Here is a 22,522-nt window from a genome sequence, read left to right on the forward strand (position 1 = left end):
GGGCTCAACGGGCGGCGACTGCCTCAGACGGGAAGTCGCTGAACACGGCGTCGACGCCGAGGGCGTGGAAGGCCTTGAGGTAGGCGTTCAGATCGCCGTGGTCGGCGGGGGCGTCGCCGTGGCGGTGCTCCAGCGGCAAGAAGGCGTTCTCGGCGCGGAAGGTCCAGACCACGACCTCGAGCCCCGTGGCATGGGCGTCGGCGACCAGAGAGGTCGGCGTCAGGCTGCGAGCCATGTCGTCGCGCGGCAGGATCAGGCCGGTCTCGACCCCGACGGCGTCGGCATAGGCGGCGACGGCGCGCAGGCCGTCTGGCGTGGTCATGGCGGCGTAGGTCAGGTCGGGACGGTCGGCGGGGCCGCCCGCCACGCTCACCAGTTGCAGCAGGGGGGCGTCGATGCGGGCCTTGAGCCTTTGCAGCGGGCCGACCTCGAAGCACTGGATCAGGATGGGAGCGTCGGCGCCGGTCAGGCCGTGGCGCTGCAAGGCGGCGACGAAGGCGTCCTCCATCGGCAGGTTGATGCTCGCGAAAAAGGATGGGTGTTTCAGTTCCGGCGCCACACCGATGACGCGGCCGGTGCGGGCAGTCTCCTCGCGAGCGAGGGCCACGACTTCGTCAAAGGTCAGGATGGGCTCCTGGCCGTCCCAGGCGGCATTGGCGGGGCGCAGCAGGGGCAGGCGCTCGCGGGCGCGCAGGGTTTTCAGTTCGGCCAGGGTGAAGTCTTCGGTGAACCACCCGGTGGTCTGGACGCCGTCGATGGTCTTGGTCGTGCGGCGCGCGGCGAAGGCGGGCCGGTCGGCCACGTCGGTCGTGCCGCCGATCTCGTTCTCATGGCGGACCACGAAATGACCGTCGCGGGTCATGACCAGATCGGGCTCGATGAAGTCCGCGCCCTGTTGGATGGCCAGGTGATAGGCGGCGGCCGTGTGCTCGGGCCGTTCGCCGGACGCGCCGCGATGGGCGATGACCTTGGCGACGACTGGGGGAAGGGGCGCAGACATGGCCGGGGTTCCGCTGAGGAGAAGGGCGGCGCTCAGGATGAAGCGGATCATGCGCCGAGGGTAGGGGCGTGACGTGACGCCGCTGTGAAGGGCGCAAGGAAAAGGCGGCGGGGCTTTCGCCGCGCCGCCTTTTGCCGATGTCGATGGACGCCGGGCCTTACGCCGCTTGCAGGATCTTGCGCAGTTGCGGCTGCAGTTCCGGGTTGGCGGCGACGATCTGCTTGCCGTTCTTCGGATCGCCGTCGATGTCGATGGTGGTGACGACGCCGCCGGCTTCGGTGACGAACAGGATGCCCGCCGCCACGTCCCAGGGCTGCAGGTTACGCTCGAAATAGGCGTCGTAGCGGCCCGCGGCCACCCAGGCGAAGTCCAGCGAGGCGGCCCCCAGACGACGGATGCCGGCCACGCGCTGGCCGACGGCGTGAATGTCCTTGATGGCCTGGGAGTGGCCAGTCTTGCCGATGAAGGGCAGGCCGGTCGAGATCAGGCTCTCGGACAGGTCGCGACGGCCCGAGACGCGGATGCGCTGATCGTTCAGATAGCAGCCCTTGCCCTTTTCGGCCCAGAACAGCTCGTTCATCACCGGGTTGTAGGTGACGCCGGCGACGATCTCGGACGAGCCGTCGGGATGCTTGCGCTCCAGGCCCACCGTGATGGCGAAGTGGGGCATGGCGTGCATGAAGTTGGTGGTGCCGTCGATCGGGTCGACGATCCAGGTGTGCGACTTGTCGGTGCCTTCGATCAGGCCGCGTTCCTCGCCGAGGAAGCCGTAGCCGGGGCGGGCCTTCATCAGCAGTTCGTAGAGGGTGTCCTCGGCCTTCAGGTCGGCGGCCGTGACGAAATCGCCGGGCCCTTTGCGCGAAACCTGAAGCTGGGCGACTTCGCCGAAATCGCGAAGCATGGGGCGTGCGGTCTTGCGCACGGCGCTGATGATGACCTGAACGAGAGCAGAGGCGAGGGCCATGGGGTTCTCCTGGTCCGGCTGTCCTTGAAGGCCCTGTCGGCCCGGAGAGACGGAGAAGCAAAAGGGGCGCGGACCATCCGCGCCCCTGTAGATATGTCTTAAGCGCCCGACCTTGGCCGGGAAAGACGGTCTTTGTTAGTCCGCGCGGCGGACGTACTCGCCCGAGGTCGTGTCGACGATGATGCGCTCGCCGGCCGACATATAGGGCGGGATCATGATGCGCACGCCGTTCGAGGCGATGGCGGGCTTGTAGGAGGACGAGGCCGTCTGACCCTTCACGGTCGGCTCGGTCTCGGCGACTTCGAGCGTGACCTGCTCGGGCAATTCCAGGCCGATCGGACGGTCTTCATGCATCTCGATGATGACCTTCATGCCCTCTTGCAGATAGGGGATGCGTTCGTCGCCGACCCAGCCCTTTTGCAGTTCGATCTGCTCGTAGGTGGCGTCGTCCATGAAGACCAGGCTGTCGCCGTTGTCGAACAGGTAGGAGAAGTCCTTCTGTTCCAGGGTGACGCGCTCGACCTTGTCTTCCGAACGGAAGCGTTCGTTCAGCTTGTTGCCGGTTTCGAGGTTCTTGGCCTCGACGTTGGCGAAGGCGCCGCCCTTGCCGGGCTTGACGTGGCTGGCCTTGGTGACGACCCACAGGCCGCCGTTGTGCTGCAGGACCATGCCGGGCTTGATGGTGTTGCCGTTGATTTTCATAGAAACCGCTGGATGTGAGGGCTGGAGGCGGCCCGGCCGCTCGTGGGCGGGCGCGCGAAATCGCGGCGAGCCGTAGAGGAACAGCGGAAAAAGGGCAATGGGGGCGAACGCCGTCATCGTCAGACGCTGGCCCGAGGATGACGGCGCAGGCGGTATCAGTTGCCGGTGGCGGCGCCGTCGGTCTTGATCTCGCTCATGGCGGACTGGAGGTAGTTCTGGGCGCCTAGCAGTTCGATCAGCTTGTGCTGGTTCTCGAGGAAGTCGACGTGCTCCTCGGTGTCGGCCAGGATCTTCATCAGCAGGTCGCGGCTGACGTAGTCGCGGGCTTCCTCGCACTGGGTGACGGCGTCGCGCGTCGTGGCGCGGCTGTCGATTTCCAGCTTCAGGTCGGCGCCCAGGCATTCGATCGGATCTTCGCCGACCTTGAGCTTGTGCAGATCCTGCAGGTTGGGCAGACCGTCCAGGAAGAGGATGCGCTTGATCAGCATGTCGGCGTGCTTCATCTCGCCGATCGATTCCTGATAAATCACGTCGCCGAGGTGGCTGAGGCCCCAGCTTTCGAACATGCGGGCGTGCAGGAAGTACTGGTTGACCGCCGTCAGCTCGTTGGTCAGCACCGCGTTGAGGGTGCGGATGATCGCCGGATCGCCCTTCATGGTCGTCGTCCTCTGATGCGGCGGCGCTGGGCGACGTCGTCATGACGTCGCGGCTCTGAGCACCGCCCATGAGGCGATTCATAGCACGGCTTTGGGGCCGTGGATCATTTGCGAGTTCTTATCACTGCATTGATAATGCGAGTGAAATCGACTTTCAGCTAGGCGTCCTACTCGGCCGCGAGGGCGAAGGCGGCCTGGGTGTCCTGAATCATCTGGCGCATCTCGCAGACGCACTTGGCGCATTGCGGAGCGCATTGATTGGACGCGAAAATATCCTTGGGCCGGGTCGCGCCCGCCTCGATGGCTTGGGCGACGTCACGCTGGCGAAGGCCGTTACAGTTGCAGACGTACAAGGCGGCACGGCCCCGAAGCAGTTACTGAGAATGGCTCGCTATAGCATTTATTAAGGCGAGTGCAAATCGTTCGCATGGGGTTGCGACATTGACGACCGGCGCGGGGACGGGCAGGGCGGGGGCATGGCCCGTCAAACTGCGCTCCCGCCCCGTCCGCCCTGTCAGCTGTATCTGATCACGCCGCCGGTTCTCGCCGATCTGGAGGCCTTCGCCAGTCTGCTGGAACAGGCCCTGTCAGCGGGCGAGGTCGCGGCCCTGCAGATCCGGCTGAAAGAGGCCTCTGACGATCAGATCAAGGCGGCGGTGACGCAGTTGGCACCCATCGCCCAGGCGTATGGCGTGGCGGTGATCCTGAACGATCGCCCGGACCTGGCCAAGGCTACGGGCTGCGACGGGGTGCATGTGGGCCAGGACGACGCGCCGGTGGCCGAGGCGCGGCGCATCATGGGGCCGGACGCCATGATCGGCGCCACCTGCCATGACAGCCGTCACCTGGCGATGGAGGCGGCCGAGGCGGGGGCGGACTATGTGGCCTTCGGCGCCTTCTTCCCGACCGACACCAAGGCGACCACGCACCGGCCCGAGCTGACCGAGCTGACCATCTGGCAGGAAACCATGGAGACGCCCTGCGTCGCCATCGGCGGCATCACGGTCGAGAACGCGGCTCAGGTGGCCGCGGCGGGGGCCGATTTTGTGGCCGTCAGCGCGGGCGTCTGGAACCATCCCGAGGGGCCGGCGGGCGCGGTTCGGGCCTTCAACACGGTGCTGGCGACGGCCTTCTGACTTCAGAGGATGTTTAGGAAGGTCCGTCAGGATGAGGCGTTAGTCGCGTACATCGGACCCGATCATGAGCATGAGCCGCGCGCTCGACAGGCCTGAACCCATTTTCGACGCGGCGGCGGCGGGCGACGCTGCGCCTGTGACTGCGTCCAATGCGGCCTTCTTTCGACAACCCCTGGCGCCGATCCTGACGGCGGTCGGCGTGACCGTTCTGGTCGTGCTGGCCATCAGCTTCGCGCGCACCGACGGTCTGGTCGCCGCCCTGTGGGGCGCGGGCGGACTGGCCCTGGCGGTCTGGTTGAGGGGCGGGCGCGGCCTGACCTATGACTTGGGCTTCGGAGTCCTGGTGACCATGGGCGTGCTGGCGGGCGAGTTCCTGGTCGGCAACGGGCCGGTGCTGTCTGCCCTGTTCACGGCGATGAACCTGCTGGAGATCGGTCTGGCGGTGGTTCTGGTGCGGCGCTTCGTCCCAGGGCTGAGCGTCAACTCGGTCGAAGGGCTGGCGCGGTTCCTTGGGGTATGCGCCGTCGCGCCCCTGCCGGGCGCTGTCATCAGCGCCGTGGCGTTGGACGCCCTGGTCGGCGCCGACATTCTGGACGGACTGAGGATCTGGTGGTGCGGTCACGCCCTGGGTTTTGCGGTGATCGGCGCCTTTGGCCTGGCCTTGCAACGGCGTCACCTGTCCATCGTGCGCCATCCGGGGCGCTTGGCCGAGGGAGTCGCCCTGCTGGGGCTGATCGGCGCGGCCTGCTACGCCATCTTTTCACACCTGAGCCTGCCGTTTGGCTTCCTGCTGATGCCCTTGCTGCTGATGATGGCGGTGCGGTTCCGGGTCGCGGGCATTGCGTCCGCTCTGGTGCTCGTGACGGTCATGGCCATCGGCGGCACCATGGCGGGGCATGGCCCCTATCATTCATTCGGCGCCGAGGATCGGGCGCTGCTGGCCCAGTTGCTGGTGTTGCTGGGCTATATGCCGATCCTGATGGTGGCGGCCCTGCTGGAGGAGCGCGATCGTCTGGCCGAGCGCGCGCGGGCGGGGCGCGAACGGGCCGAGCGGGCCTCGGCGGCCAAGTCGCGGCTGCTGGCCAATGTCGCTCATGAGATCAAGAGCCCGGTTGGCGGCATCATCGGCATCGGTGAACTGTGGGCCGGGGGCCAGTTGGGCGCGACCTCGGCCGAGCAGATCGAGATGGCCCAGATGCTGGTCAAGACGGCGCGCCAGGTCGAAACCCTGGCGCATGACCTGCTGGACGTGGCGCGCGCCGAGTCCGGAGCGGTCAAGGTCGAACTGCGGCCGACCGATGTCGCGGGCCTGCTTGAAGATGTGCGCCGCGCCCTGGTTCTGAAGTCTGAAACCCGAGGGCTGAGCATCGAGGTGCTGGTCGAGGGCGACGCTCTGATCGCGCAGGCGGATTCGCAGCGTCTGGCCCAGGTGATCGGCAATCTGGCCGGGAATGCGGTGAAATACGGAGCCGGCGGCGGACGCGTGCTGCTGAAGGCGGCCTGGGCGGATGATCGCGTGCGGATCGAGGTCATCGACTTTGGACCTGGCCTGACGCTGGAAAAACAGGCCCAGTTGTTCGAGCCGTTCAACCGGCTGGGGCTGGAGCGTTCGGCCATCGAGGGGCACGGCATCGGTCTGGCCCTGGCCAAGCGTCTGACGGAGCTTCAGGGCGGCGAGATCGGCGTGATCTCGGCACCGGGACAGGGGGCGACCTTCTGGGTCGAGTTGGCGGCGGCTTGACCGTCAGGCGGCGCGGGGGCCAAGGTTCCCGCATGAAAATCGTGCTTCTCGCCTCCGTCCTGTTGAGTGCCGCGCCCGTGGCGGCTCATGCCCAATCCTCGAACCAGGCCCAGAGCGCCGAGGAGTTGACGCGGCTGTTGAACGGCGGACCGCCGGCTGCGACGCGTCCGGCGGCGCCCGTGCCGACCCCGGCCCCGGCGGCAGCGGCGCCGATCCGGCCGGCAGCCGCGCCCAGGTCCACGCCAATTCAGGCGGCTCCGGCCCGAGCGACGACCGCGCCTGCGACTGTCGCCCCTTCGCGCGCGCCGAGCGCCGCTACGCCGGTGATTACCGCTCGGACCCCGGATCCGAGACCCGTGCCCGCGCAGGCCCCGGCTCCGGCCAGGGCGGCGCCGCCTCTGGCGCCGGGCGTGCTGGGCGCCGCTGAGGTGGCCGCCCTGCCGTTCCGCATCGAACTGCCGAGCGGCTTCCAGCTATTCGAGGGACGGGGCGCCCCGGACGCGCGCGTCTATTCGGTACGCAGGGCGGGCAAGACCTTCGCCATGATCTATACCGGATCGGCGTCGCAGTTCCCCATCTATGACGGCGAGCAGGTGACGGCGGCGGGCCGCGTCTCGGTCATCGTGCCGGAGGGGACGCGCCGGATCGCCATGGAACATCTGTTCCAGCAGCCGACGGCGCCCAATGAAATCCACGTCTGGCTGATGAGCCTCAGCGGCGCCGATCGTGACGCCGCCGAGCGGATCGCCCAATCGGTTGATCCCAAGTAGGCCTTCGATCCCAGGTCGCTCGCTCTATTCCGACCAGACGGCCAGGTCGTTGCCGGACGGGTCGCGGAAGTGGAAGCGGCGGCCGCCGGGGAAGGCGAAGATCGGATGGGTGATTTCCCCGCCCGCCGCCTGAACCTTGGCCAGCATGGCCTCCAGGTCGTGGGCGTAGAGGACAGGCAGGGGCTTGGGCGTCATGGCCTCGGTGGTGAAGCCGCCGTCCAGGCCCTCTGCGAAGGCCGCATAGTCCGGGCCGTAGTCCTGGAACACCCAGCCGAAGGCGGCGGCGTAGAAGGCCTTGTGCGCCGGCATGTCGGTCGCGGGCAGTTCGAGATAGTCCAGCTTGCCGTCTTCGCGCATGGCGGTTCTCCAGAAAATGGAGGCGGACGCTTGCACGACTGACGAGTCTGCGCAAACCTGCAATTGGTTCGCAAATGCAGGAGTCGTCCCATGATCGTCCTGAGCGCCGGATGCGCCTCGCTGGCTGCGCTCATGCGCGATGCGGCGGAGGCCACGCCGACTACGACACGGGCGCCGGTCGAGATCGACCGACGCCCGCGCTTGATCTCAATGAACGGCGGAGATCAGCGCGCCGCCTGGGTCTCGCCCGCGCGCCAGACGCGATAGCGCACCTCGACGTCCGAGGGGGCGTAGACCACCACCGGCAGGCGCGAGTTGTAGCGGATCAGCGGCTGTTCCTGCGTCGTCACGAAGGCCTGGCGCTCCGAGCCGGGCGGGCATCCCATTAGGGTGCTGGCGGCGTTCCCCAGGGCGGGCAGGACGTAATAGTCATAGCCCCAGCCCTCGGCCGTGCGGGTCTCCAGACGGCCGCCGAAGACCTGGCGGTTGCAGTCCACGGTCTGGGTCTTGCCCAGTATCAGCTCGACCTTCAGCGCGCTTTCGTCGGTCTGGACCGGCAGGGTGATGACGTGGCGGGTCTGGCCGGCCGCGGCGGCGGGAAAAGCCTTGAGGGCGTCGGCCGCGCCGGTCTGGGCCGTCGCCGTGCTGTCGATTACGGCGCTCTCCGCCTGGGTGGTGGTGCAGGCGGCCAGAGTCAGGGGCAGGGCCGCGGCGGCGCCGACGAGAAGGGCGGGGGTCAGTTTCAAAACAGGGTCTCCACGGCCAAGCTCGGCCTGGCCGTGGAAACGCGGATGGATCAGGCCAGTTCCACGGCCATGGCGACAGCTTCGCCGCCGCCGATGCAGAGCGAGGCCACGCCCTTCTTGCCGCCACGCGCCTGAAGCGCCGCCAGCAGGGTGGACAGGATGCGGGCGCCCGAGGCGCCGATGGGGTGACCGAGCGCCGTGGCGCCGCCGTTGACGTTCAGCTTGGCGCGGTCGATGCCCAGTTCCTGTTGCGCGATCATGGCGACGACGGCGAAGGCCTCGTTGACCTCCCACAGGTCCACGTCCTCGACCGACCAGCCGGCCTTCTTCAGCGCCTTCTGCATGGCGGGAACCGGGGCGGTGGTGAACAGGCCCGGTTCATGGGCGTGGGCGGCGTGGCTGATGACGCGGGCGACGATGGGCAAGCCCAGGGCCTTGGCCGTGCTCTCGCGGGTCATGACCAGGGCGGCGGCGCCGTCGGAGATCGAAGAGGCGTTGGCGGCGGTGATGGCGCCGTCCTTGGTGAAGGCGGGGCGCAGGGTGGGGATCTTGGCGGGGTCGGCCTTGCCGGGCTGCTCGTCCTCGCTGATCGTGACCGAGCCCTTGCGGGTGGCGACCTCGACCGGAACGATCTCGGCCTTGAAGGCGCCCGAGGCGATGGCGGCCTGGGCGCGGGTCAGGCTCTCGATGGCGTACTCGTCCATCTGCTCGCGCGTGAACTGATACTGGGCCGCCGCGTCCTCGGCGAAGACGCCCATGGCCTTGCCGGGGGAATAGGCGTCTTCGAGGCCGTCCATCATCATGCTGTCGACGATGACGTCGTGGCCGATGCGGGCGCCGCCGCGATGCTTGTTCATCAGATAGGGGGCGCCGGTCATGGACTCCATGCCGCCGGCGACGATGACCTCGGCGGTGCCGGCCAGCAGGGCGTCATGGGCCATCATGGCCGCCTGCAGACCCGAGCCGCACATCTTGTTCACCGTCGTCGCCTCGACGTGTTTGCCCAGGCCGGCGCCGATGGCGGCCTGACGGGCCGGGGCCTGGCCCAGACCGGCGGGCAGGACGCAGCCCATGAAGATCTGCTCGACTTTTTCAGGAGCCACGCCCGCGCGCTCGACAGCGGCCTTCACCGCAGCGGCGCCCAGGTCGGTGGCCTTGACCGGCGACAGCGCGCCCTGGAAGCCGCCCATGGGCGTGCGGGCGAAGGAGACGATGACGACGGGATCGGATGCGGCGGTCATGGGGGGCGTCCTTAAGGGAAACTCGTGGTGGGCTAGATCGGGCGCCGGGTCGAACGGCGCAAGTTATAACGAGAGTCAGGCGTGCGGTCTTTATTGACCGGCGGTTGACGGGCGTTGTTATTAACCATCAATGTAAAATCGATTCGCCGGTCGTGGCCGGGCGGATCAGGGGGCCGTCATCATGCTTCGTCATCACCTGTCGGGCGCCGTTCTGGCCGCCGCCGTCTTCGCCTGCGCCGCGCCGGCTCTGGCCCAGAATGTGACGATGAGCGGGTCCTATGCCGCGCCGGGGGTCAATCCGGGCGGCGATACCCAACTGAAGTTCGGCATCTACACCTCGGAGGTGGCGCCGGGGCCGATGAGCGGCGGAGCCTTTACCTATACGATCCCGGTCGGGCTGACGGCGACGAACGTCACGCCCTCGCCCTATTGCCCGGCCGCCGTCGTTGAGTTGTCGGGCAATGTCCTGACGGTCAGCGGCATGACCCAGCCGGTCTCCTTCATCTGCGAGATCGTGGTGGATCTGACGGCGGATAATACGCTGACCACCTATGCCCTGGCGCCCACCACCCTGACCTATGCTTCGCCGGCAGGCGGCAGTTTCGAGATGGCCGAGGGCCAGCACCCGACCCTGACCGTGACGCACGCCCCGGTCATCGCCAGCCTTTCGCCGTCGTCGGGTCCGCTGGAAGGCGGGGAGAGCGTGGTCATTACCGGAACCAACTTCAACGGCGTGACCTCGGTGACCTTCGGCGGCGTCCCGGCCGGTTTCACGGTCGACAGCCCCACGCAGATCACGGTCATTACCCCGGCGGCGGCCAAGGGGCCGCGCACGGTGTCGATCTCCGCCCTGGGCGGCGCCAGCCTGGCTTCGCCCAGCAGCAGCTACATCTACGCCGAGCCGGTGCCGACGCTGACCGAATGGGCCATGATCCTGATGGCCGTCGTGCTGGCCGGTTTCGGCGCCCTGTTCGTGCAACGTCGTCGCGCCGCCTAGAGCAGCTTGCGCCGCTGGCGGGCCAGGGCCAGCGGGCGGCCGTCCGCGCCCCAGGCGACGGCCTCGTCCACCGACCAGCCGAGGCCGTGATCCAGCAGCCGATACTCGAAGAAGGCCCAGCCGTCGGGCGCGGTCTCGGGCGTCGGGTCGGCCAGGAAGTCGTAGCGCAGATCGACGCTGGTCATCATCGGCGGGGCGGTGAAGGCGGTCCAGGCGGGCGGATAGAGGGCGTCCAGCAGATAGGCCATCCGCAGCTCGTCCAGCGGCGCGCCGTCCCGGGTCCGCATCCACACCCGCTCGACGACGGGCTTGCCTTCATTGCCGCCCAGGATGTTGGGCCCGCCGTCGAAGCGGTAGTCGACGTGCTGCGAGAAGCGCGGGGACAGGGGGCCGCTGATGCCCGGCGCATCCTTCAGGCTGTCCAGCGACGGCGGCGGGGCCAGCAGGGGGCTGAGCGGCTGGGCCGTGTCGCCGTCGGCGCCATAGGTGGCGCTGGCGTGATGGGTCAGGCGCGACCCTTGCCCGCCCTCGACCACGGCATAGGCGACGTTGCGGCCGCCGCGCAGCAGGCGCGGGCGGAAATGGATGGGCTGGCCGTATCTGGCGGCGGCCAGATACTGGACGCTGAGGCTGCGCAAGGGCGCCTTGATGCCCAGCCCCTGACGCATGGCGCCGGCGCACAGGGCCGCCAGCAGACCGCCGAAGGGAAAGCCGGCCTCGGGCGGGGCGGCGATGGGGCCGTTGGAGAAATCGCCGGACAGGTGGGCGGCCAGGCCCTCGTCGCCGGGCGTCAGGGTCAGGGCGTCGTGCAGCAGGTCGGTCATCGGTTCACGCAACAGGCGAAAGAGGCGGGCGGAGACTGATGCGTCGCCGCCCGCGAGTCGAGGAACGCAAAAACCGCGACCGGGGAGCCGCATGTTCGTTGCCAAAAGAAACTGACAAACTGGGTCCCGATTGGCAACCCACTTGTCAAAAGCCTGACGCGGGGTCACTTTCAACCTATGGGACGCACCGCCGACTATAGCCGCCAGAGCTGCTCGATCGCCGCCACGCTGGAGGTGATCGGCGACCCGTGGACCCTGCTGGTCATCCGCGACGCCTTCAACGGGGTGCGCCGGTTCGAGCAGTGGCAGGACCGGCTGGGCGTGGCCCGCAACGTCCTGGCCGCGCGGCTGAAGTCGCTTGTGCAGCACGGGGTTCTGGAGCCGCAGCTCTATTCCGAACGTCCGCCGCGCAACGAATATGTCCTGACCGCCAAGGGAAAGGACCTGTACGGCGTCCTGGTCACCCTGCACGCCTGGGGCGAGAAGCACGTCTATGGCGAGGCCGACAGCGGCATCGCCATGGTGCACAAGTCCTGCGGCCATGACCTCAAGCCCCGCATCGCCTGCGGCCATTGCAACGAGATCGTCAAACCCCGCGACATCGAACTGACCTGGGCCGAGAACCGCCCGACGGTGGGGGATGTCCTACCGAAGGATGAGGCGGCCTAGGGGGCTGAAGGCGGACCTGGGGAGGGGCCGCTAAGGGTGGGGAGCGGACTATTGCGTAGCGGCCATTCCATTTGCAAAATCACGCGATGAGCCCTGACGAAAAGCAGATCAAAAGACTTCGTTACTTCGAGGGGCTTGGTTGCACTGGCATGCTCATCAGCACAGCGATGCTCATTGCCGCTCCACTAATCGTCTTCAGCACCTGTCCACCTGAGGGGTGCGAACGAGTCGTCTGGCAGTTCCTGGCTCTTCACATGAGCGGCAGCGGTGCTGGTTTGATCGTTTTCGAGCTTATTCGACGGTATGGATCAGCCGCACTAAAAAGCCGCGACCGTTAAGTCCGCTACGGGTCGTGAAGCGAAGTTCGCTTAAGGGTGGTTTGCGGACCGTATGATCAGTCCCATTCGCCGTTGTTGATCTTGGAAATCCAATCCTCATCAAGGTTCATGACCGCCTCCGCGAGCGCATGATGACTTTTCGACACAGCCATGGCGGCCATAGCGGCGATAGTCATGTTTTGGCTCCAACTCTCGCCGCGATGAGCGAGCACGCAGTCCGGCAAGCGAGAGATGGCCAAGTCATAGGCGGGAAGGAGAAAGTCCGGCACCTCTGGCCCTCGACCATTTGTCCGAGCCACATCAACCGACGCCGGAAGGAGCAAGAAGCCGAAATCAATCGGGTTCGCTTGCGATAGCGCGATTTCTACGACATGCGGGATCGCTGCGTATGACGCGGTGTAGACGTCGCCTTGATGGCAAAGGCTCGACCAAAGCGTAAACCACGGCTCGTCGTTTGGACCTTGCTGCTCTGGCCGTTTCGCCAATGCGTGGAGAAGATCGGGAATGTCCGATGCCGCCCCGTAAGCGTGAGTGAGTTCAGACCAGCGGCTATCGTCGAGTTCAAGCATGGCTTCGAACATTCCACGGCAAGGCACTCATGCCAATGTCCGAGATGGGTCGAAAACGGAAATCCCTAGAGCGGCGTTTTTTCCCTTTCGTCATCCTCCGGCAAGCCGCCTCTTGGCGGCGCAGACCGGGGGAACCAGCGGTGCCGAAGGCGATCTGTTCACGAGAGATGTTCGACCATCGTCTGCGCGACAGGTTCGCGCTCTCGCGCGCCGCTGGATCCCCCGGTCTCGCTGCGCTCGCCGGAGGATGACGAAAGCGAAAGCGCACACCAACATCCACTACGGATCGTTTCGCGACGTTAGCGTCCGATCCGCAACCGGACTGCACCCGTCAATTCCCCGCGAAACGCACGTCAGCGAATTTGACACGCCTATTTATACAACATATTGCACAATATGTTGTATAAATAGGAGCGGCGATGTTTTCTCGGACCTTCATCTCCCTGCTGGCGATCGCCGTCCTGGCGCCGGGATCGGCCTTCGCCCAGGGGGCGGACGCCAAGAGTCTGGATCAGCGCGCGCAGCGAGAGGTCGTCTCTCGTCTGGAGACGGCGCTGCAGCGAAACTACGTCTTCCAGGATCGCATACCCGCCATCTCGGCCGAGCTGAATCGGCGGGTTCAGGCCGGGCCGATCGACGCCGACCAGTTCGCGGGCAACCTGTCCCAGGGTCTGGTCAAGGCGAGCGAGGACCTGCATTTCTCGGTGGCCTTTGACCCCGAAGAGGTCGTCGCCAACCGTCAGGCCAAGGCGAGCGGCGACATGACGACCCAGGCGCGGCGCGACGTCGAACGCGCGGACAACTTCGGTTTTCGCGATGCGCGGCGGCTGGAGGGCGGGCTGGCCTACATCCGTTTCGACTTCTTCGCCGACCCCCAGTACGCCCAGGATACGGCGACGGGGGCCATGCGGTTCGCTGAAGGCGCCAAGGGGATCATCTTCGACCTGCGCTACAACAACGGCGGCGTGCTGGAGATGGCGCAACTGTTGATGAGCTACCTGTATCCGGCGGGCAAGGAACAGGAATTCTTCGACTACAACTACAACGAGGACGGCAAAAGGGTGGCGCGGGGGCAATGGAGCCTGGCCGCCGTGCCGGGTCAGCGGTCGGGCGATGTTCCGGTCGTGGTCCTGACCGGATCGACGTCCTTCTCGGCGGCCGAGTGGATGGCCTTTTCGCTGCAGCGGCTCGGCCGTGCGACCGTGATCGGCGAACAGACCGCCGGCGGCGCCCATCCGGTCACGCGCGTGCCGGTCGATGATCGCTTCATGATGCAGGTGCCGATCGGCCAGATCCGGGACCCGATCAAGGGGCAGGATTTCGAGGGCGTCGGCGTGACGCCTGATCTGGCCGTTCCGGCCTCCGACGCCCTGCTGGCGGCGCAGAAATTCCTGTTGCAGAGCCGGGCGACCGCCGGAGACGCAGACGCCGCATGGGCCCTGGTTCCGGTGGAGTTCGCCATGACCGGTCAGAGCCCGAGCGCCAAGGACCTGGACGAGGCGGCCGGCGCCTATGAGGGGCGAAGCCTGGTCCGCACCCCGACGGGCCTCGCCTATCACTGGCGCGGTCGCTTCGTTCTCGCGCTTGATCCGATCGGCAAGGATCTGTTTGCAGTTCAGGGATCGGATGACTACCGCTTCCGGCTGGTGCGTGCGAACGGCGCCGTGACGGGGCTGGAGCGCGTTGAGAAGTCTGGCGAGACGAGCGTCTATAGTCGCCTGGATTGAGGAGCTGTCGGGCGAATGATCGAGTTGAACCGCACCTATCTGGGGCGTCTCAGCGAGCAGCTGAGCGAACTGATCGAGCAGCAGTCGACCGAGGTGTTCAAGCGGGCCGGTCTGATCATTCCGGTCAAGTCGTCGTCCTTGATGGCGGCGATCGCCATGCTGGGGCCGGTCTCGGTCGCGGATCTGGTGCGGGCGCTGGGCCGCTCGCACCAGTTGATCCAGCAGAAAATTCCCAAGCTGGTGGCGCTGGAACTGGTGACGCGCCAGCCCGATCCCCAGGATCAGCGCGCGATCCTGATCGCGATCACGGACAAGGGGCGTGAACAGTTAGCCCTGCTCGACAGCCTGGATGGGGAGTTCGAGAGGGCCTACGGCGAGATGGAACAGGACGCCGGCCCCGTGTTCGACGGGATCAAGCGGGCCATCCAGTCGCTCCGGGCCCGGCCCCTAGTCGACCGTATGGATGTCTGAACGACCGCGACGGCCTGACGCAGGCGGCGCCGGCATTCAGTTTCCGTCAACCATCCAGCGTTAACCTTTGGGCCATGTTCCTGTCCCTGACGTCCAGGATCGCCGCTGTCGGCGCCCTGGTGGTGATCGCTTTGCTGGCCCTGGTGGCCTCCCTCGTTGACGCCTCGCGGCAGAGTCGCGAGAGCTTCCGCTGGGTGACCCATTCCGCCCAGGTGATCGAAGCCATGGAAGAGACCATGGCGGGGCTGCGCGACGCGGAGTCCGGCCAGCGCGGCTATGTCCTGACCCAGAACCCCGGCTACGCCCAGTCCTTTGATCGACGGGTGGCGGACTCGCTGCAGGGCTTTTCCGAGCTGGTGGAGCTGACCAAGGACGACCCCGCCCAGAAGGCGCGCGTTCAGGCGTTTGGCAGTCTGCTGTCGGAACGCACAGAACTGATGCGACAGCCGCTGGAGTTGGCGCGCCAGGGTCGTTTCGACGAGGCCGAGGCCGCCATCGTCGGCGGGCGCGGCTTTGATTCCATGAGCGCTGTCCTGCTGGCCTCGCAGGACTTCCTCAGCGAGGAGCGCAAGCTGCAGGGCGAGCGGATCGAGGCGGCCGAGCGCCGCCTGGAATGGGGCAAGTGGCTGGCCCTGATCGGCGGCCCCCTGATCGCCCTGTTCTCGCTGTCGGTGTCCGTCATGGTCATTCGCGGCATCCGCCAGCCCGTGCGGGTCATCACCCGCGCCATGACCAGCCTGGGCGGGGGCGATCTGGATCAACGCATCACCGAGCGCATGGGCTCGCGTGAGTTCAATCGGCTGGCTCAGGGCTACAACCAGATGGCGGATCGGCTGGCCGCCGCCTCCACCGATCAGAAGCGCAGCGAGCGCGAGCTGAAGCAGGTCCACGACGAACTTCTGTCCAGCAGCCAGGTGTTGCGTGAACGCGGCGAGGTGATCGAGCTGCTGGGAGGCATGGCCCACCGGATGCAGGCGGCCCGCACCGAGGCTGAACTGGCCCAGGTCATCCAGGCCTTCGTGCCGCGCGTCCTGCCGGGCCTGCCGGGGGCGCTCTACGCTTACAACAACTCGCGCAATCTGCTGATCCCCATTTCCAGCTGGGGCGATCATGAGGGCGACGGCGACGCCTTCGCGCCGGACCAGTGCTGGGCCCTGCGTCGCGGCCAGAGCCATTTCGTCAGCGAGGCGGGCGACGACATCGTCTGTGACCACGTCGGGGACAAGGGCCATGCCTATCATTGCGAGCCCCTGCTGGCGTCGGGAGAGGTCATCGGCGTCCTGCATCTGGACGGGGTTCTGGATACCGAGAGCGGCTTCCGCATCAATGTCCTGGTCGAGAACATCGCCTCGGCCATGGTCAATCACCAGCTGCAGCGCGATCTGAAGGAACAGACGATCCGCGATCCGCTGACGGGCCTGTTCAACCGCCGCTACATGGAAGAGGCCCTGGCGCTGGAGGTGGCGCGATCCGCCCGGTCGGGGGCGCCCCTGTGCGTGGTCATGTGCGACGTCGACCACTTCAAGCGCTTCAACGACGAGTTCGGCCATGACGCGGGCGACCTGGTGCTGCAGGCCGTGGCCGCCGAACTGGGGCATCGCTTCCGCGACGGCGACATCGTCTGCCGCTATGGCGGCGAGGAGTTCACCATCATCGCGCCGGGAACGACCCCGGAAGCCCTGCTGCAGAGGATCGAAACGGTGCGTCAGGCCATCGCCGGCATCTCGCTGCGCCTGCGCAACCAGCCGCTGGGCAGCACCAGCATGTCCTTCGGCGTCGCCTGTTGGCGACCGGGCATGGACCGCGAGGGCAGCGCCGCCTTGCAGGCGGCTGACGCGGCCCTCTATCGCGCCAAGAAGGAGGGCCGCAACCGGGCTGTCCTGCATGTGGAGGAAGCGGCCTGAGCCAGCGATCTGTTCGCCGCGCTCTGGTCGGGGTTAACCGGTAGGATCGCCTTTAAGCACCATCAGGGGGATGACGATGTCCTCCTCGTCGTCGAGGTGGCGGATCAGGCCGGGGGCGGCGCGGTCCAGCACATCGGTCAGGCGGTGCGCGTGGTCGGACGCGTCGGCGGACTGACCGGCGACAGCCTGATGGAAGGCGACGGCGGAATGATAGAGGGCGTCCAGATGGGCGTGGATGGCGTCGTGGTCGCGGTCCAGCAGGTCGAGGCCGGTCTGGATGCGCGGTTCGATCAGGCGGAAGTGCGGAAAGTAGTGACCGCTCTCGACCCGGTGGTGGCCGTCCAGGTGCTGGAGGAAGGCTTGCAGCGTTGGCAGCAGGGCGGCGTGCAGGCCGCGCGGGTCGAGGCCGCCCGAACGCCAGCGCGCAGCGGCCTCGGCCATCTGAACCTGCTGGGCTCGAAAGCCGGCGTGCATGTCCAGCCAGAAGGCGGCGGTTTCGGGCAAGGGCTCGGTCCAGCGCTCACGCGGGAAGGCGGCGCGCAGATACAGCATATCGTCAGGCAGGCAGGCGCGGACGCTCAGCGCGTGCGGGTCGTTTGCCCCGTCGTTATGCGGTTCAGACGACAGCGGCGGTGCTCTGGATGAAGCCGCCGCCGAGGACCCGGTCGGGGTCGGCGGGGTCGTAGAGGGCGCAGGCCTGGCCCGGAGCGACGCCTTCCTCGCCCTGCTCGAAGACGACGGAAATGACATTGTCGTCGCTCAGGAAGAGGCGCGCGGGCGAGGGCTGGCGGGTCGAGCGGACGCGGGCCAGGACGGGGGCGCCGTCGCGGGCGGCTTCCTCGATCGTGGCCTGATCGCCCAGCCAGTTGGTTTCCTCCAGCGTCAGGCTGGCGGTCAGCAGGGCCTCGCGCGGGCCGACGATGACGCGGCGGTTGTCGGGGTCCAGTTTGGTGACGAACAGGGGCTCGCCCACGGCGACGTTCAGGCCCCGGCGCTGGCCGATGGTGTAGTCGGTGATGCCGCCGTGCTGGCCCAGGACACGGCCGTCCATGTGGACGATCTCGCCCGCTTCACGGCCTTGCGGACGCAGGCGGTCGATGAGGGTGCGGTAGTCGCCGGACGGCACGAAGCAGATGTCCTGGCTGTCGGGCTTGGCGGCGATGCGCAGGCCGAGGGCGGCGGCGACGCCGCGCACCTGGGGCTTTTCCAGATCGGCCAGGGGGAAGCGCAGATAGTCGAGCTGATCCTGGGTCGTGGCGAACAGGAAGTAGGACTGGTCGCGCGAGTGGTCGATCGCCTTGCGCATCTGCGAGCGGTTGCCGACGGCGGCGCGACGGACATAGTGGCCGGTGGCCATGGCTTCGGCGCCCAGGTCGCGGGCCACGTCCAGCAGGTCGCGGAACTTGACCGTCTGATTGCAGCGGATGCAGGGGACCGGGGTTTGGCCCTTCAGATAACTGTCCGCGAACTGGTCGATCACCGCGTCCTTGAAGCGGCTTTCGTAGTCCAGGACATAGTGCGGAATGCCGATCAGTTCGGCGGCCAGACGGGCGTCGTGGATGTCCTGACCGGCGCAGCAGGCGCCCTTCTTCTTGAGCGCGGCGCCGTGGTCGTAGAGCTGCAGCGTGACGCCGACCACGTCATAGCCGGCCTTGGCCAGCAGGGCGGCGACGACGGTGGAATCCACCCCGCCGGACATGGCCGCGACCACGCGCGCCCCAAGCGGCAGGCCGACGGCCTGTCGCGCGCTCTCGATCGCGGCGTCCATTTCGGCGGCGCCGGACATGGGGGCGATGGTCGGAACGGGACAGATGTCATCAGCCAGGGTCATCGCCGCCATATAGAGGCCCTCGCGGTCGATTTCGAGGCGTGGGCTGAAATCGGTTGTGCTGACTGTCCAGGCAACAAAAAAGGCCGCCCTTGCGAGCGGCCCTGTTCGTCAGATGCGTCCCCGCCTCAGGCGACTTCGATCCGGTAGCTTTCGATGACCGTATTGGCCAGCAGGGTGTCGCACATGCGCTTCACCTCGGCTTCCTTGTCGGACACGCTGTCGTCGAGGTCGAACTCGATCATCTTGCCGACGCGGGCGTTGGCGACGCCGCCCCAGCCCAGACCCTGCAGGGCGCCTTCGACGGCCTTGCCCTGAACGTCCAGGACGCCGGGCTTCAGGAAGACGTGAACTTTCACCTTGGCCATTAGTGCAGTCCTCCTTGGATCACGGTCGGCATGTCCTTCATGATGCCGAGGCGGCGGGCCACCTCGGTGTAGCTTTCGATCACGTCGCCCATGTCACGACGGAAGCGGTCCTTGTCCAGCTTCTCGCCGGTGGCGCTGTCCCACAGACGGCAGCTATCGGGGCTGATCTCGTCGGCCAGGATGACGCGGGCGAAGTCGTTTTCCCATACGCGGCCGAACTCGATCTTGAAATCGACCAGGGTGATGCCGACGGCGCCGAACATGCCGCACAGGTAGTCGTTGACGCGCACGGTCATGGCCAGGATGTCGTCCAGCTCCTGGGTCGTGGCCCAGTTGAAGGCCGTGATGTGCTCTTCCGTCACCATCGGGTCGTTCAACTCATCCTTCTTGTAGTAGAATTCGATGATCGAACGGGGCAGGGCGGTGCCCTCTTCCTGACCCAGGCGCGTCGCCAGCGAGCCGGCGACGACGTTGCGGCAGACGACTTCCAGCGGAATGATCTCGACTTCGCGGATCAGTTGCTCGCGCAGGTTCAGGCGCTTGATGAAGTGGTTGGTCACGCCGATGCCGTTCAGGCGCGACATGATGAACTCGCTGATGCGGTTGTTGATGACGCCCTTGCCTTCCAGCGTCGCCTTTTTCTGGGCGTTGAAGGCGGTGGCGTCGTCCTTGAAATACTGGACCAAGGTGCCCGGCTCGGGACCCTCGTAAAGGATCTTGGCCTTGCCCTCGTAGATCTTCTTGCGCTTGGTGTTCATCAATCGGGTCCCGGAGGGGAAGGAAACGGACGGCCTCAAAACGAAAAACGCGCAGCCCGGCGATCTGTGGGCGGCGCGGTCCTGAATCGATGGCGGCTATATAAGACCGGACGCCCTTTAACCGAAGGGCGTCTGTGACACAAATATCCTCCTGTAACCTAGCGTCAGGACCGCGACCGCAAGTCTGGTTGCGTTCGGATGGAAGGGGGGTATAGACGGCGATGCGGACGCCAATTCTGTCCGCCACTGGAGTGACGACGCGCATGACGACCTTTGACGATCGGGAAAAGGGCTACGAGTCCAAATACGCCCTCGATCAGGAACAAGAGTTCAAGGCCATCGCGCGTCGCAACAAGATGCTGGGCCTGTGGGCGGCCGAGAAGATGGAGCTGTCGGCCGAGAGCGCCGAGCAGTACGCCGCCGCCGTGGTCCGCGCTGACTTCGAGCAGCCGGGCGAGGAAGACGTCTTCCGCAAGATCGCCGGCGACTTCAAGGCTTCGGGATTGACGGTGTCCGAGGGCGAACTGCGCTCCAAGATGGACGAACTGGCCTCGATCGCCCGCGAACAGATTCGCGCCGGCGAGTAAGCCTTCGAACGGGAAGCCTCCGTGATCGAGCTTCTCGTTCAATCCACACATTGGCAACTTCTGCTCACCGCCCTGGCGTTTGTCGCCCTGGCGGGCGTGGAGACCCTGTTTCCGCTAAGCGGTGACCGGCGTCATCGTGCGCGGCGCTGGTTCGCCAACGCCGCCCTGTTCCTGATGGGCTTCGGCGCAGTCTTCATGGCCTCGCCCCTGATCCTCAAGGGCGCGGCCTGGGTGCAGGGCGCGCTGCACTTTCCGCCGCTGACCGGCCTGGGCTTGCCGGCCTGGCTGCTGGTCCTGATCTCCTTCCTGCTGATCGACCTGCTGGCCTATCTGACCCATGCCCTGTTCCACGGCGCGCCCTGGCTGTGGCGGCTGCACCGGGCGCATCATTCCGACGTCGTGATGGACGCCTCGACAGGCGTGCGGCACCATCCGGTCGAAGCCTTGGTCAGCGCCGCTCTGCAACTGATGATCTTCGCCATCCTCGGCGTCCCGCTACTGGTGATCCTGGCCTATGGGCTGATCACCACCCTGTGGCAGTTCGTGACCCACGCCGATGTTCGTCTGCCTGAGCCTATTGATCGGGCGCTGCGGCTGGTGGTCGTGACGCCGGGGATGCACCGGGTGCACCATTCGGTGCGGATGGACGAGGGCAATAGCAATTTCGGCATGGTCCTGTCGATCTGGGACCGCCTGTTCGGCACCTATCGCCGACGTCCCGCGGCGGAGCGGGCGGGGATGGCCCTGGGCGTGGAGGGGGCTGAGGGCGCGCCGAAGCTGGCGGCGCTTCTGGTCGATCCCCTACACCCCTGAGGCTTTTCAGCGATCCTGAAGATAGCGCTGGTTGGTGGTGCTAATTTGAAATAACGCTGCTGAAGTTTCTGAAGGGGGGAATCAATGCCGATCAACAAGATCGCCGCAGGTTGGGCTGCGGGCGCTGCTCTGGCCATGGTCATGAGCGCAAGCGCTGCACAGGCGGGCGTCGCCAGCATCACCGTGGCCCCAAGTCCGTCCGTGGCGGGCCAGTCCGTGACGCTTAGTTCGAGCAATTTCGGCGCGTGTTCAGGCACCAATGTCGAGTTCAGAGACGTGACCGGCGGGGCCAGCAAGACTTTGTGTAATGCGACCGTCGCCGGGGGCGCGGTCAGTTGCGTGACAAATCAACTGACCGATACGGGCGTGCGGACGCTTCAAGGTGTTGTCACCACGCCCGGTCCCTGTTTGGGGGCTTTGGCCGTCGCTGCACCGCACACCGTCAACGCCGCCCCGACCGCCGTGCCGACGATGAGCGAATGGACGCTGTGGGGTCTGACCGGGCTCCTGCTGATCGGCGGCGGCGTCTTCGCCTCGCGACGGTTCCGCGCGACGGCGGCCTGATCTTCGGATCGGACAGAAAATAGGGCCGCTGTCGTTCTCCGGCAGCGGCCCTTTTGTTTGCGCGATGCGGGCGCCGCTATTTCGGCATCAGCACCGTGTCGATGACGTGGACCACGCCGTTCGACTGGCCGACGTCGGCCTGGGTGATGGTCGAGGTTCCGCCCTTGGCGTCGGTAATGGTCCAGCGGCCGCCGCCGGCGTCCCTGATCGTCAGCTTCTCGCCCTGAACCGTGGTCAGGCTGGCCGTGCCGCCGCCCTTCTGGGCTTCGGCGGCGATGTCTGCCGCGGTCAGGCGGCCGGGCACGACGTGATAGGTCAGGATCTTGGTCAGGGCCGCCTTCTGGGCGGGCTCCATCAGACTGGTCCGCGTGGCGGCCGGGATCTTCTCGAAGGCGGCGTTGTCGGGCGCGAAGACGGTGAAGGGGCCGGCGCCTTGCAGGGTGGTGGCCAGACCGGCGGCCTGAACTGCGGCGACCAGGGTGGTCAGGTTCGGCGCCTTGGAGGCGTTGGCGACGATGTTGTCGGCGGGGTTCATGGCCACGCCGCCCACCATGGGCTCGGTGCTGACAGGGGCCATGGCGGCGGAATCGGCGGGCATGGCGTCGGTCGGCGCCTTCTCGACCTTGGTCTCGTTATTGCCGCAGGCGGCCAGGGCCAGCAGGGCGGCCGCGGATACAGTGGCAAGGCTGGCGGTACGGATCATTTTCATGGCGTCTCTCCATCGACGGCCGCTCGAAGGGGCGGCGGGGTCGGGGAGAACTACGGGCGAGCAGGGTAAATGGTTCAAATTTT

Annotated in this window: 26 protein-coding genes; 11 read left to right on the plus strand and 15 right to left on the minus strand. The window is 66.7% G+C overall.

Annotated features, from left to right (window positions below):
* Window positions 1-4: 4 nt before the first annotated feature.
* The 5 genes from ACR9FL_RS03850 to ACR9FL_RS03870 form a co-directional block, all read right to left on the minus strand.
* Window positions 5-1,051, minus strand: a complete 1,047-nt coding sequence (locus ACR9FL_RS03850) for a glycerophosphodiester phosphodiesterase (RefSeq protein WP_436357232.1) — start codon at window positions 1,049-1,051, stop codon at window positions 5-7.
* 106 nt (window positions 1,052-1,157) lie between these two features.
* The gene (locus tag ACR9FL_RS03855) at window positions 1,158-1,964 is read right to left on the minus strand and encodes an inositol monophosphatase family protein (protein WP_436357233.1); all 807 of its coding nucleotides are present in this window, start codon (window positions 1,962-1,964) and stop codon (window positions 1,158-1,160) included.
* Window positions 1,965-2,099: 135 nt separating this feature from the next.
* Window positions 2,100-2,666 carry an elongation factor P gene (gene efp, locus ACR9FL_RS03860; protein WP_296176557.1) on the minus strand — a complete coding sequence of 189 codons (567 nt, stop codon included), beginning with the start codon at window positions 2,664-2,666 and terminating at the stop codon, window positions 2,100-2,102.
* Between the two features lie 155 nt (window positions 2,667-2,821).
* A complete protein-coding gene (bfr, locus tag ACR9FL_RS03865; protein ID WP_436357234.1) occupies window positions 2,822-3,322 on the minus strand; it encodes a bacterioferritin in 501 nt (166 codons plus the stop codon).
* A gap of 167 nt (window positions 3,323-3,489) precedes the next feature.
* A complete protein-coding gene (locus ACR9FL_RS03870; protein WP_105563100.1) occupies window positions 3,490-3,675 on the minus strand; it encodes a (2Fe-2S)-binding protein in 186 nt (61 codons plus the stop codon).
* 123 nt (window positions 3,676-3,798) lie between these two features.
* On the opposite strand from ACR9FL_RS03870, the gene thiE reads away from it, so the two are divergent.
* The 3 genes from thiE (at window position 3,799) to ACR9FL_RS03885 (ending at window position 6,969) form a co-directional block, all read left to right on the plus strand.
* Window positions 3,799-4,458 carry a thiamine phosphate synthase gene (gene thiE / locus ACR9FL_RS03875; protein ID WP_436357235.1) on the plus strand — a complete coding sequence of 220 codons (660 nt, stop codon included), beginning with the start codon at window positions 3,799-3,801 and terminating at the stop codon, window positions 4,456-4,458.
* A gap of 64 nt (window positions 4,459-4,522) precedes the next feature.
* Window positions 4,523-6,199, plus strand: a complete 1,677-nt coding sequence (locus ACR9FL_RS03880; protein ID WP_436357236.1) for an ATP-binding protein — start codon at window positions 4,523-4,525, stop codon at window positions 6,197-6,199.
* 356 nt (window positions 6,200-6,555) lie between these two features.
* Window positions 6,556-6,969 carry a hypothetical protein gene (locus tag ACR9FL_RS03885; protein WP_436357237.1) on the plus strand — a complete coding sequence of 138 codons (414 nt, stop codon included), beginning with the start codon at window positions 6,556-6,558 and terminating at the stop codon, window positions 6,967-6,969.
* A 24-nt stretch (window positions 6,970-6,993) separates the two neighbouring features.
* Here the strand turns inward: ACR9FL_RS03885 and ACR9FL_RS03890 are convergent, their stop codons facing one another.
* The 3 genes from ACR9FL_RS03890 to ACR9FL_RS03900 all read right to left on the minus strand — a co-directional run bounded on the left by ACR9FL_RS03890 (window position 6,994) and on the right by ACR9FL_RS03900 (window position 9,313).
* On the minus strand, window positions 6,994-7,326 hold the full coding sequence (locus ACR9FL_RS03890; RefSeq protein WP_436357238.1) for a VOC family protein: 333 nt from the start codon (window positions 7,324-7,326) through the stop codon (window positions 6,994-6,996).
* Between the two features lie 224 nt (window positions 7,327-7,550).
* The gene (gene eco, locus ACR9FL_RS03895; protein ID WP_296176572.1) at window positions 7,551-8,072 is read right to left on the minus strand and encodes a serine protease inhibitor ecotin; all 522 of its coding nucleotides are present in this window, start codon (window positions 8,070-8,072) and stop codon (window positions 7,551-7,553) included.
* 50 nt (window positions 8,073-8,122) lie between these two features.
* On the minus strand, window positions 8,123-9,313 hold the full coding sequence (locus tag ACR9FL_RS03900) for a thiolase family protein (RefSeq protein ID WP_436357239.1): 1,191 nt from the start codon (window positions 9,311-9,313) through the stop codon (window positions 8,123-8,125).
* A gap of 181 nt (window positions 9,314-9,494) precedes the next feature.
* On the opposite strand from ACR9FL_RS03900, the gene ACR9FL_RS03905 reads away from it, so the two are divergent.
* Entirely contained in the window at window positions 9,495-10,310 is an 816-nt protein-coding gene (locus ACR9FL_RS03905) for an IPTL-CTERM sorting domain-containing protein (RefSeq protein ID WP_436357240.1), read from the plus strand.
* Here the strand turns inward: ACR9FL_RS03905 and ACR9FL_RS03910 are convergent.
* On the minus strand, window positions 10,307-11,134 hold the full coding sequence (locus ACR9FL_RS03910; RefSeq protein ID WP_296176579.1) for an acyl-CoA thioesterase: 828 nt from the start codon (window positions 11,132-11,134) through the stop codon (window positions 10,307-10,309). The genes ACR9FL_RS03905 and ACR9FL_RS03910 overlap by 4 nt on opposite strands.
* Window positions 11,135-11,311: 177 nt before the next feature.
* On the opposite strand from ACR9FL_RS03910, the gene ACR9FL_RS03915 reads away from it, so the two are divergent.
* The gene (locus tag ACR9FL_RS03915) at window positions 11,312-11,803 is read left to right on the plus strand and encodes a winged helix-turn-helix transcriptional regulator (RefSeq protein WP_436357241.1); all 492 of its coding nucleotides are present in this window, start codon (window positions 11,312-11,314) and stop codon (window positions 11,801-11,803) included.
* Window positions 11,804-12,197: 394 nt separating this feature from the next.
* Here ACR9FL_RS03915 and ACR9FL_RS03920 read toward each other — a convergent pair whose 3' ends face one another.
* Complete coding sequence (locus tag ACR9FL_RS03920; RefSeq protein WP_436357242.1) at window positions 12,198-12,722, minus strand: hypothetical protein; 525 nt, start codon at window positions 12,720-12,722, stop codon at window positions 12,198-12,200.
* Between the two features lie 407 nt (window positions 12,723-13,129).
* Between ACR9FL_RS03920 and ACR9FL_RS03925 the strand changes: the two genes are divergently transcribed.
* The 3 genes from ACR9FL_RS03925 to ACR9FL_RS03935 all read left to right on the plus strand — a co-directional run bounded on the left by ACR9FL_RS03925 (window position 13,130) and on the right by ACR9FL_RS03935 (window position 16,812).
* The gene (locus ACR9FL_RS03925) at window positions 13,130-14,437 is read left to right on the plus strand and encodes a S41 family peptidase (protein ID WP_436357243.1); all 1,308 of its coding nucleotides are present in this window, start codon (window positions 13,130-13,132) and stop codon (window positions 14,435-14,437) included.
* A 15-nt stretch (window positions 14,438-14,452) separates the two neighbouring features.
* Window positions 14,453-14,908 (plus strand): MarR family winged helix-turn-helix transcriptional regulator, encoded by a 456-nt coding sequence (locus tag ACR9FL_RS03930; protein ID WP_436357245.1) that lies wholly within the window; start codon window positions 14,453-14,455, stop codon window positions 14,906-14,908.
* 74 nt (window positions 14,909-14,982) lie between these two features.
* Window positions 14,983-16,812, plus strand: coding sequence for a sensor domain-containing diguanylate cyclase (locus ACR9FL_RS03935; RefSeq protein WP_436357246.1), 1,830 nt, complete (start codon window positions 14,983-14,985; stop codon window positions 16,810-16,812).
* A gap of 33 nt (window positions 16,813-16,845) precedes the next feature.
* Here the strand turns inward: ACR9FL_RS03935 and ACR9FL_RS03940 are convergent, their stop codons facing one another.
* From ACR9FL_RS03940 to purC, 4 genes are all read right to left on the minus strand, one after another.
* Window positions 16,846-17,364, minus strand: a complete 519-nt coding sequence (locus ACR9FL_RS03940; protein ID WP_436357247.1) for a hemerythrin domain-containing protein — start codon at window positions 17,362-17,364, stop codon at window positions 16,846-16,848.
* 64 nt (window positions 17,365-17,428) lie between these two features.
* On the minus strand, window positions 17,429-18,652 hold the full coding sequence (gene mnmA, locus ACR9FL_RS03945; RefSeq protein WP_436357248.1) for a tRNA 2-thiouridine(34) synthase MnmA: 1,224 nt from the start codon (window positions 18,650-18,652) through the stop codon (window positions 17,429-17,431).
* Window positions 18,653-18,768: 116 nt separating this feature from the next.
* A complete protein-coding gene (gene purS / locus ACR9FL_RS03950; protein WP_436357250.1) occupies window positions 18,769-19,008 on the minus strand; it encodes a phosphoribosylformylglycinamidine synthase subunit PurS in 240 nt (79 codons plus the stop codon).
* A complete protein-coding gene (gene purC / locus ACR9FL_RS03955; RefSeq protein ID WP_436357252.1) occupies window positions 19,008-19,766 on the minus strand; it encodes a phosphoribosylaminoimidazolesuccinocarboxamide synthase in 759 nt (252 codons plus the stop codon). The genes purS and purC overlap by 1 nt, the downstream gene beginning before the upstream one ends.
* Window positions 19,767-20,029: 263 nt before the next feature.
* Between purC and ACR9FL_RS03960 the strand changes: the two genes are divergently transcribed.
* The 3 genes from ACR9FL_RS03960 (at window position 20,030) to ACR9FL_RS03970 (ending at window position 21,730) form a co-directional block, all read left to right on the plus strand.
* Complete coding sequence (locus ACR9FL_RS03960) at window positions 20,030-20,353, plus strand: DUF1476 domain-containing protein (RefSeq protein ID WP_296176184.1); 324 nt, start codon at window positions 20,030-20,032, stop codon at window positions 20,351-20,353.
* 21 nt (window positions 20,354-20,374) lie between these two features.
* Window positions 20,375-21,166: a sterol desaturase family protein gene (locus tag ACR9FL_RS03965; RefSeq protein ID WP_436357253.1), complete on the plus strand. Its 792-nt coding sequence runs from the start codon at window positions 20,375-20,377 to the stop codon at window positions 21,164-21,166.
* 84 nt (window positions 21,167-21,250) lie between these two features.
* On the plus strand, window positions 21,251-21,730 hold the full coding sequence (locus ACR9FL_RS03970; protein ID WP_436357254.1) for a hypothetical protein: 480 nt from the start codon (window positions 21,251-21,253) through the stop codon (window positions 21,728-21,730).
* Window positions 21,731-21,806: 76 nt separating this feature from the next.
* Here the strand turns inward: ACR9FL_RS03970 and ACR9FL_RS03975 are convergent, their stop codons facing one another.
* Window positions 21,807-22,439: a fasciclin domain-containing protein gene (locus tag ACR9FL_RS03975; RefSeq protein ID WP_436357256.1), complete on the minus strand. Its 633-nt coding sequence runs from the start codon at window positions 22,437-22,439 to the stop codon at window positions 21,807-21,809.
* Between the last annotated feature and the right edge of the window lie 83 nt (window positions 22,440-22,522).

Source organism: Brevundimonas sp. CEF1 (assembly GCF_051353055.1).
Lineage (GTDB): Bacteria > Pseudomonadota > Alphaproteobacteria > Caulobacterales > Caulobacteraceae > Brevundimonas.

Coding starts and splice junctions, on each gene's coding strand:
- ACR9FL_RS03850 (WP_436357232.1), bottom strand. CDS start 1,051: ATGATCCGCTTCATCCTGAGCGCCGCCCTTCTCCTCAGCGGAACCCCG.
- ACR9FL_RS03855 (WP_436357233.1), bottom strand. CDS start 1,964: ATGGCCCTCGCCTCTGCTCTCGTTCAGGTCATCATCAGCGCCGTGCGC.
- efp (WP_296176557.1), bottom strand. CDS start 2,666: ATGAAAATCAACGGCAACACCATCAAGCCCGGCATGGTCCTGCAGCAC.
- bfr (WP_436357234.1), bottom strand. CDS start 3,322: ATGAAGGGCGATCCGGCGATCATCCGCACCCTCAACGCGGTGCTGACC.
- thiE (WP_436357235.1), top strand. CDS start 3,799: ATGGCCCGTCAAACTGCGCTCCCGCCCCGTCCGCCCTGTCAGCTGTAT.
- ACR9FL_RS03880 (WP_436357236.1), top strand. CDS start 4,523: ATGAGCATGAGCCGCGCGCTCGACAGGCCTGAACCCATTTTCGACGCG.
- ACR9FL_RS03890 (WP_436357238.1), bottom strand. CDS start 7,326: ATGCGCGAAGACGGCAAGCTGGACTATCTCGAACTGCCCGCGACCGAC.
- ACR9FL_RS03900 (WP_436357239.1), bottom strand. CDS start 9,313: ATGACCGCCGCATCCGATCCCGTCGTCATCGTCTCCTTCGCCCGCACG.
- ACR9FL_RS03905 (WP_436357240.1), top strand. CDS start 9,495: ATGCTTCGTCATCACCTGTCGGGCGCCGTTCTGGCCGCCGCCGTCTTC.
- ACR9FL_RS03910 (WP_296176579.1), bottom strand. CDS start 11,134: ATGACCGACCTGCTGCACGACGCCCTGACCCTGACGCCCGGCGACGAG.
- ACR9FL_RS03915 (WP_436357241.1), top strand. CDS start 11,312: ATGGGACGCACCGCCGACTATAGCCGCCAGAGCTGCTCGATCGCCGCC.
- ACR9FL_RS03920 (WP_436357242.1), bottom strand. CDS start 12,722: ATGTTCGAAGCCATGCTTGAACTCGACGATAGCCGCTGGTCTGAACTC.
- ACR9FL_RS03925 (WP_436357243.1), top strand. CDS start 13,130: ATGTTTTCTCGGACCTTCATCTCCCTGCTGGCGATCGCCGTCCTGGCG.
- ACR9FL_RS03930 (WP_436357245.1), top strand. CDS start 14,453: ATGATCGAGTTGAACCGCACCTATCTGGGGCGTCTCAGCGAGCAGCTG.
- ACR9FL_RS03935 (WP_436357246.1), top strand. CDS start 14,983: ATGTTCCTGTCCCTGACGTCCAGGATCGCCGCTGTCGGCGCCCTGGTG.
- ACR9FL_RS03940 (WP_436357247.1), bottom strand. CDS start 17,364: ATGCTGTATCTGCGCGCCGCCTTCCCGCGTGAGCGCTGGACCGAGCCC.
- mnmA (WP_436357248.1), bottom strand. CDS start 18,652: ATGGCGGCGATGACCCTGGCTGATGACATCTGTCCCGTTCCGACCATC.
- purS (WP_436357250.1), bottom strand. CDS start 19,008: ATGGCCAAGGTGAAAGTTCACGTCTTCCTGAAGCCCGGCGTCCTGGAC.
- purC (WP_436357252.1), bottom strand. CDS start 19,766: ATGAACACCAAGCGCAAGAAGATCTACGAGGGCAAGGCCAAGATCCTT.
- ACR9FL_RS03960 (WP_296176184.1), top strand. CDS start 20,030: ATGACGACCTTTGACGATCGGGAAAAGGGCTACGAGTCCAAATACGCC.
- ACR9FL_RS03970 (WP_436357254.1), top strand. CDS start 21,251: ATGCCGATCAACAAGATCGCCGCAGGTTGGGCTGCGGGCGCTGCTCTG.
- ACR9FL_RS03975 (WP_436357256.1), bottom strand. CDS start 22,439: ATGAAAATGATCCGTACCGCCAGCCTTGCCACTGTATCCGCGGCCGCC.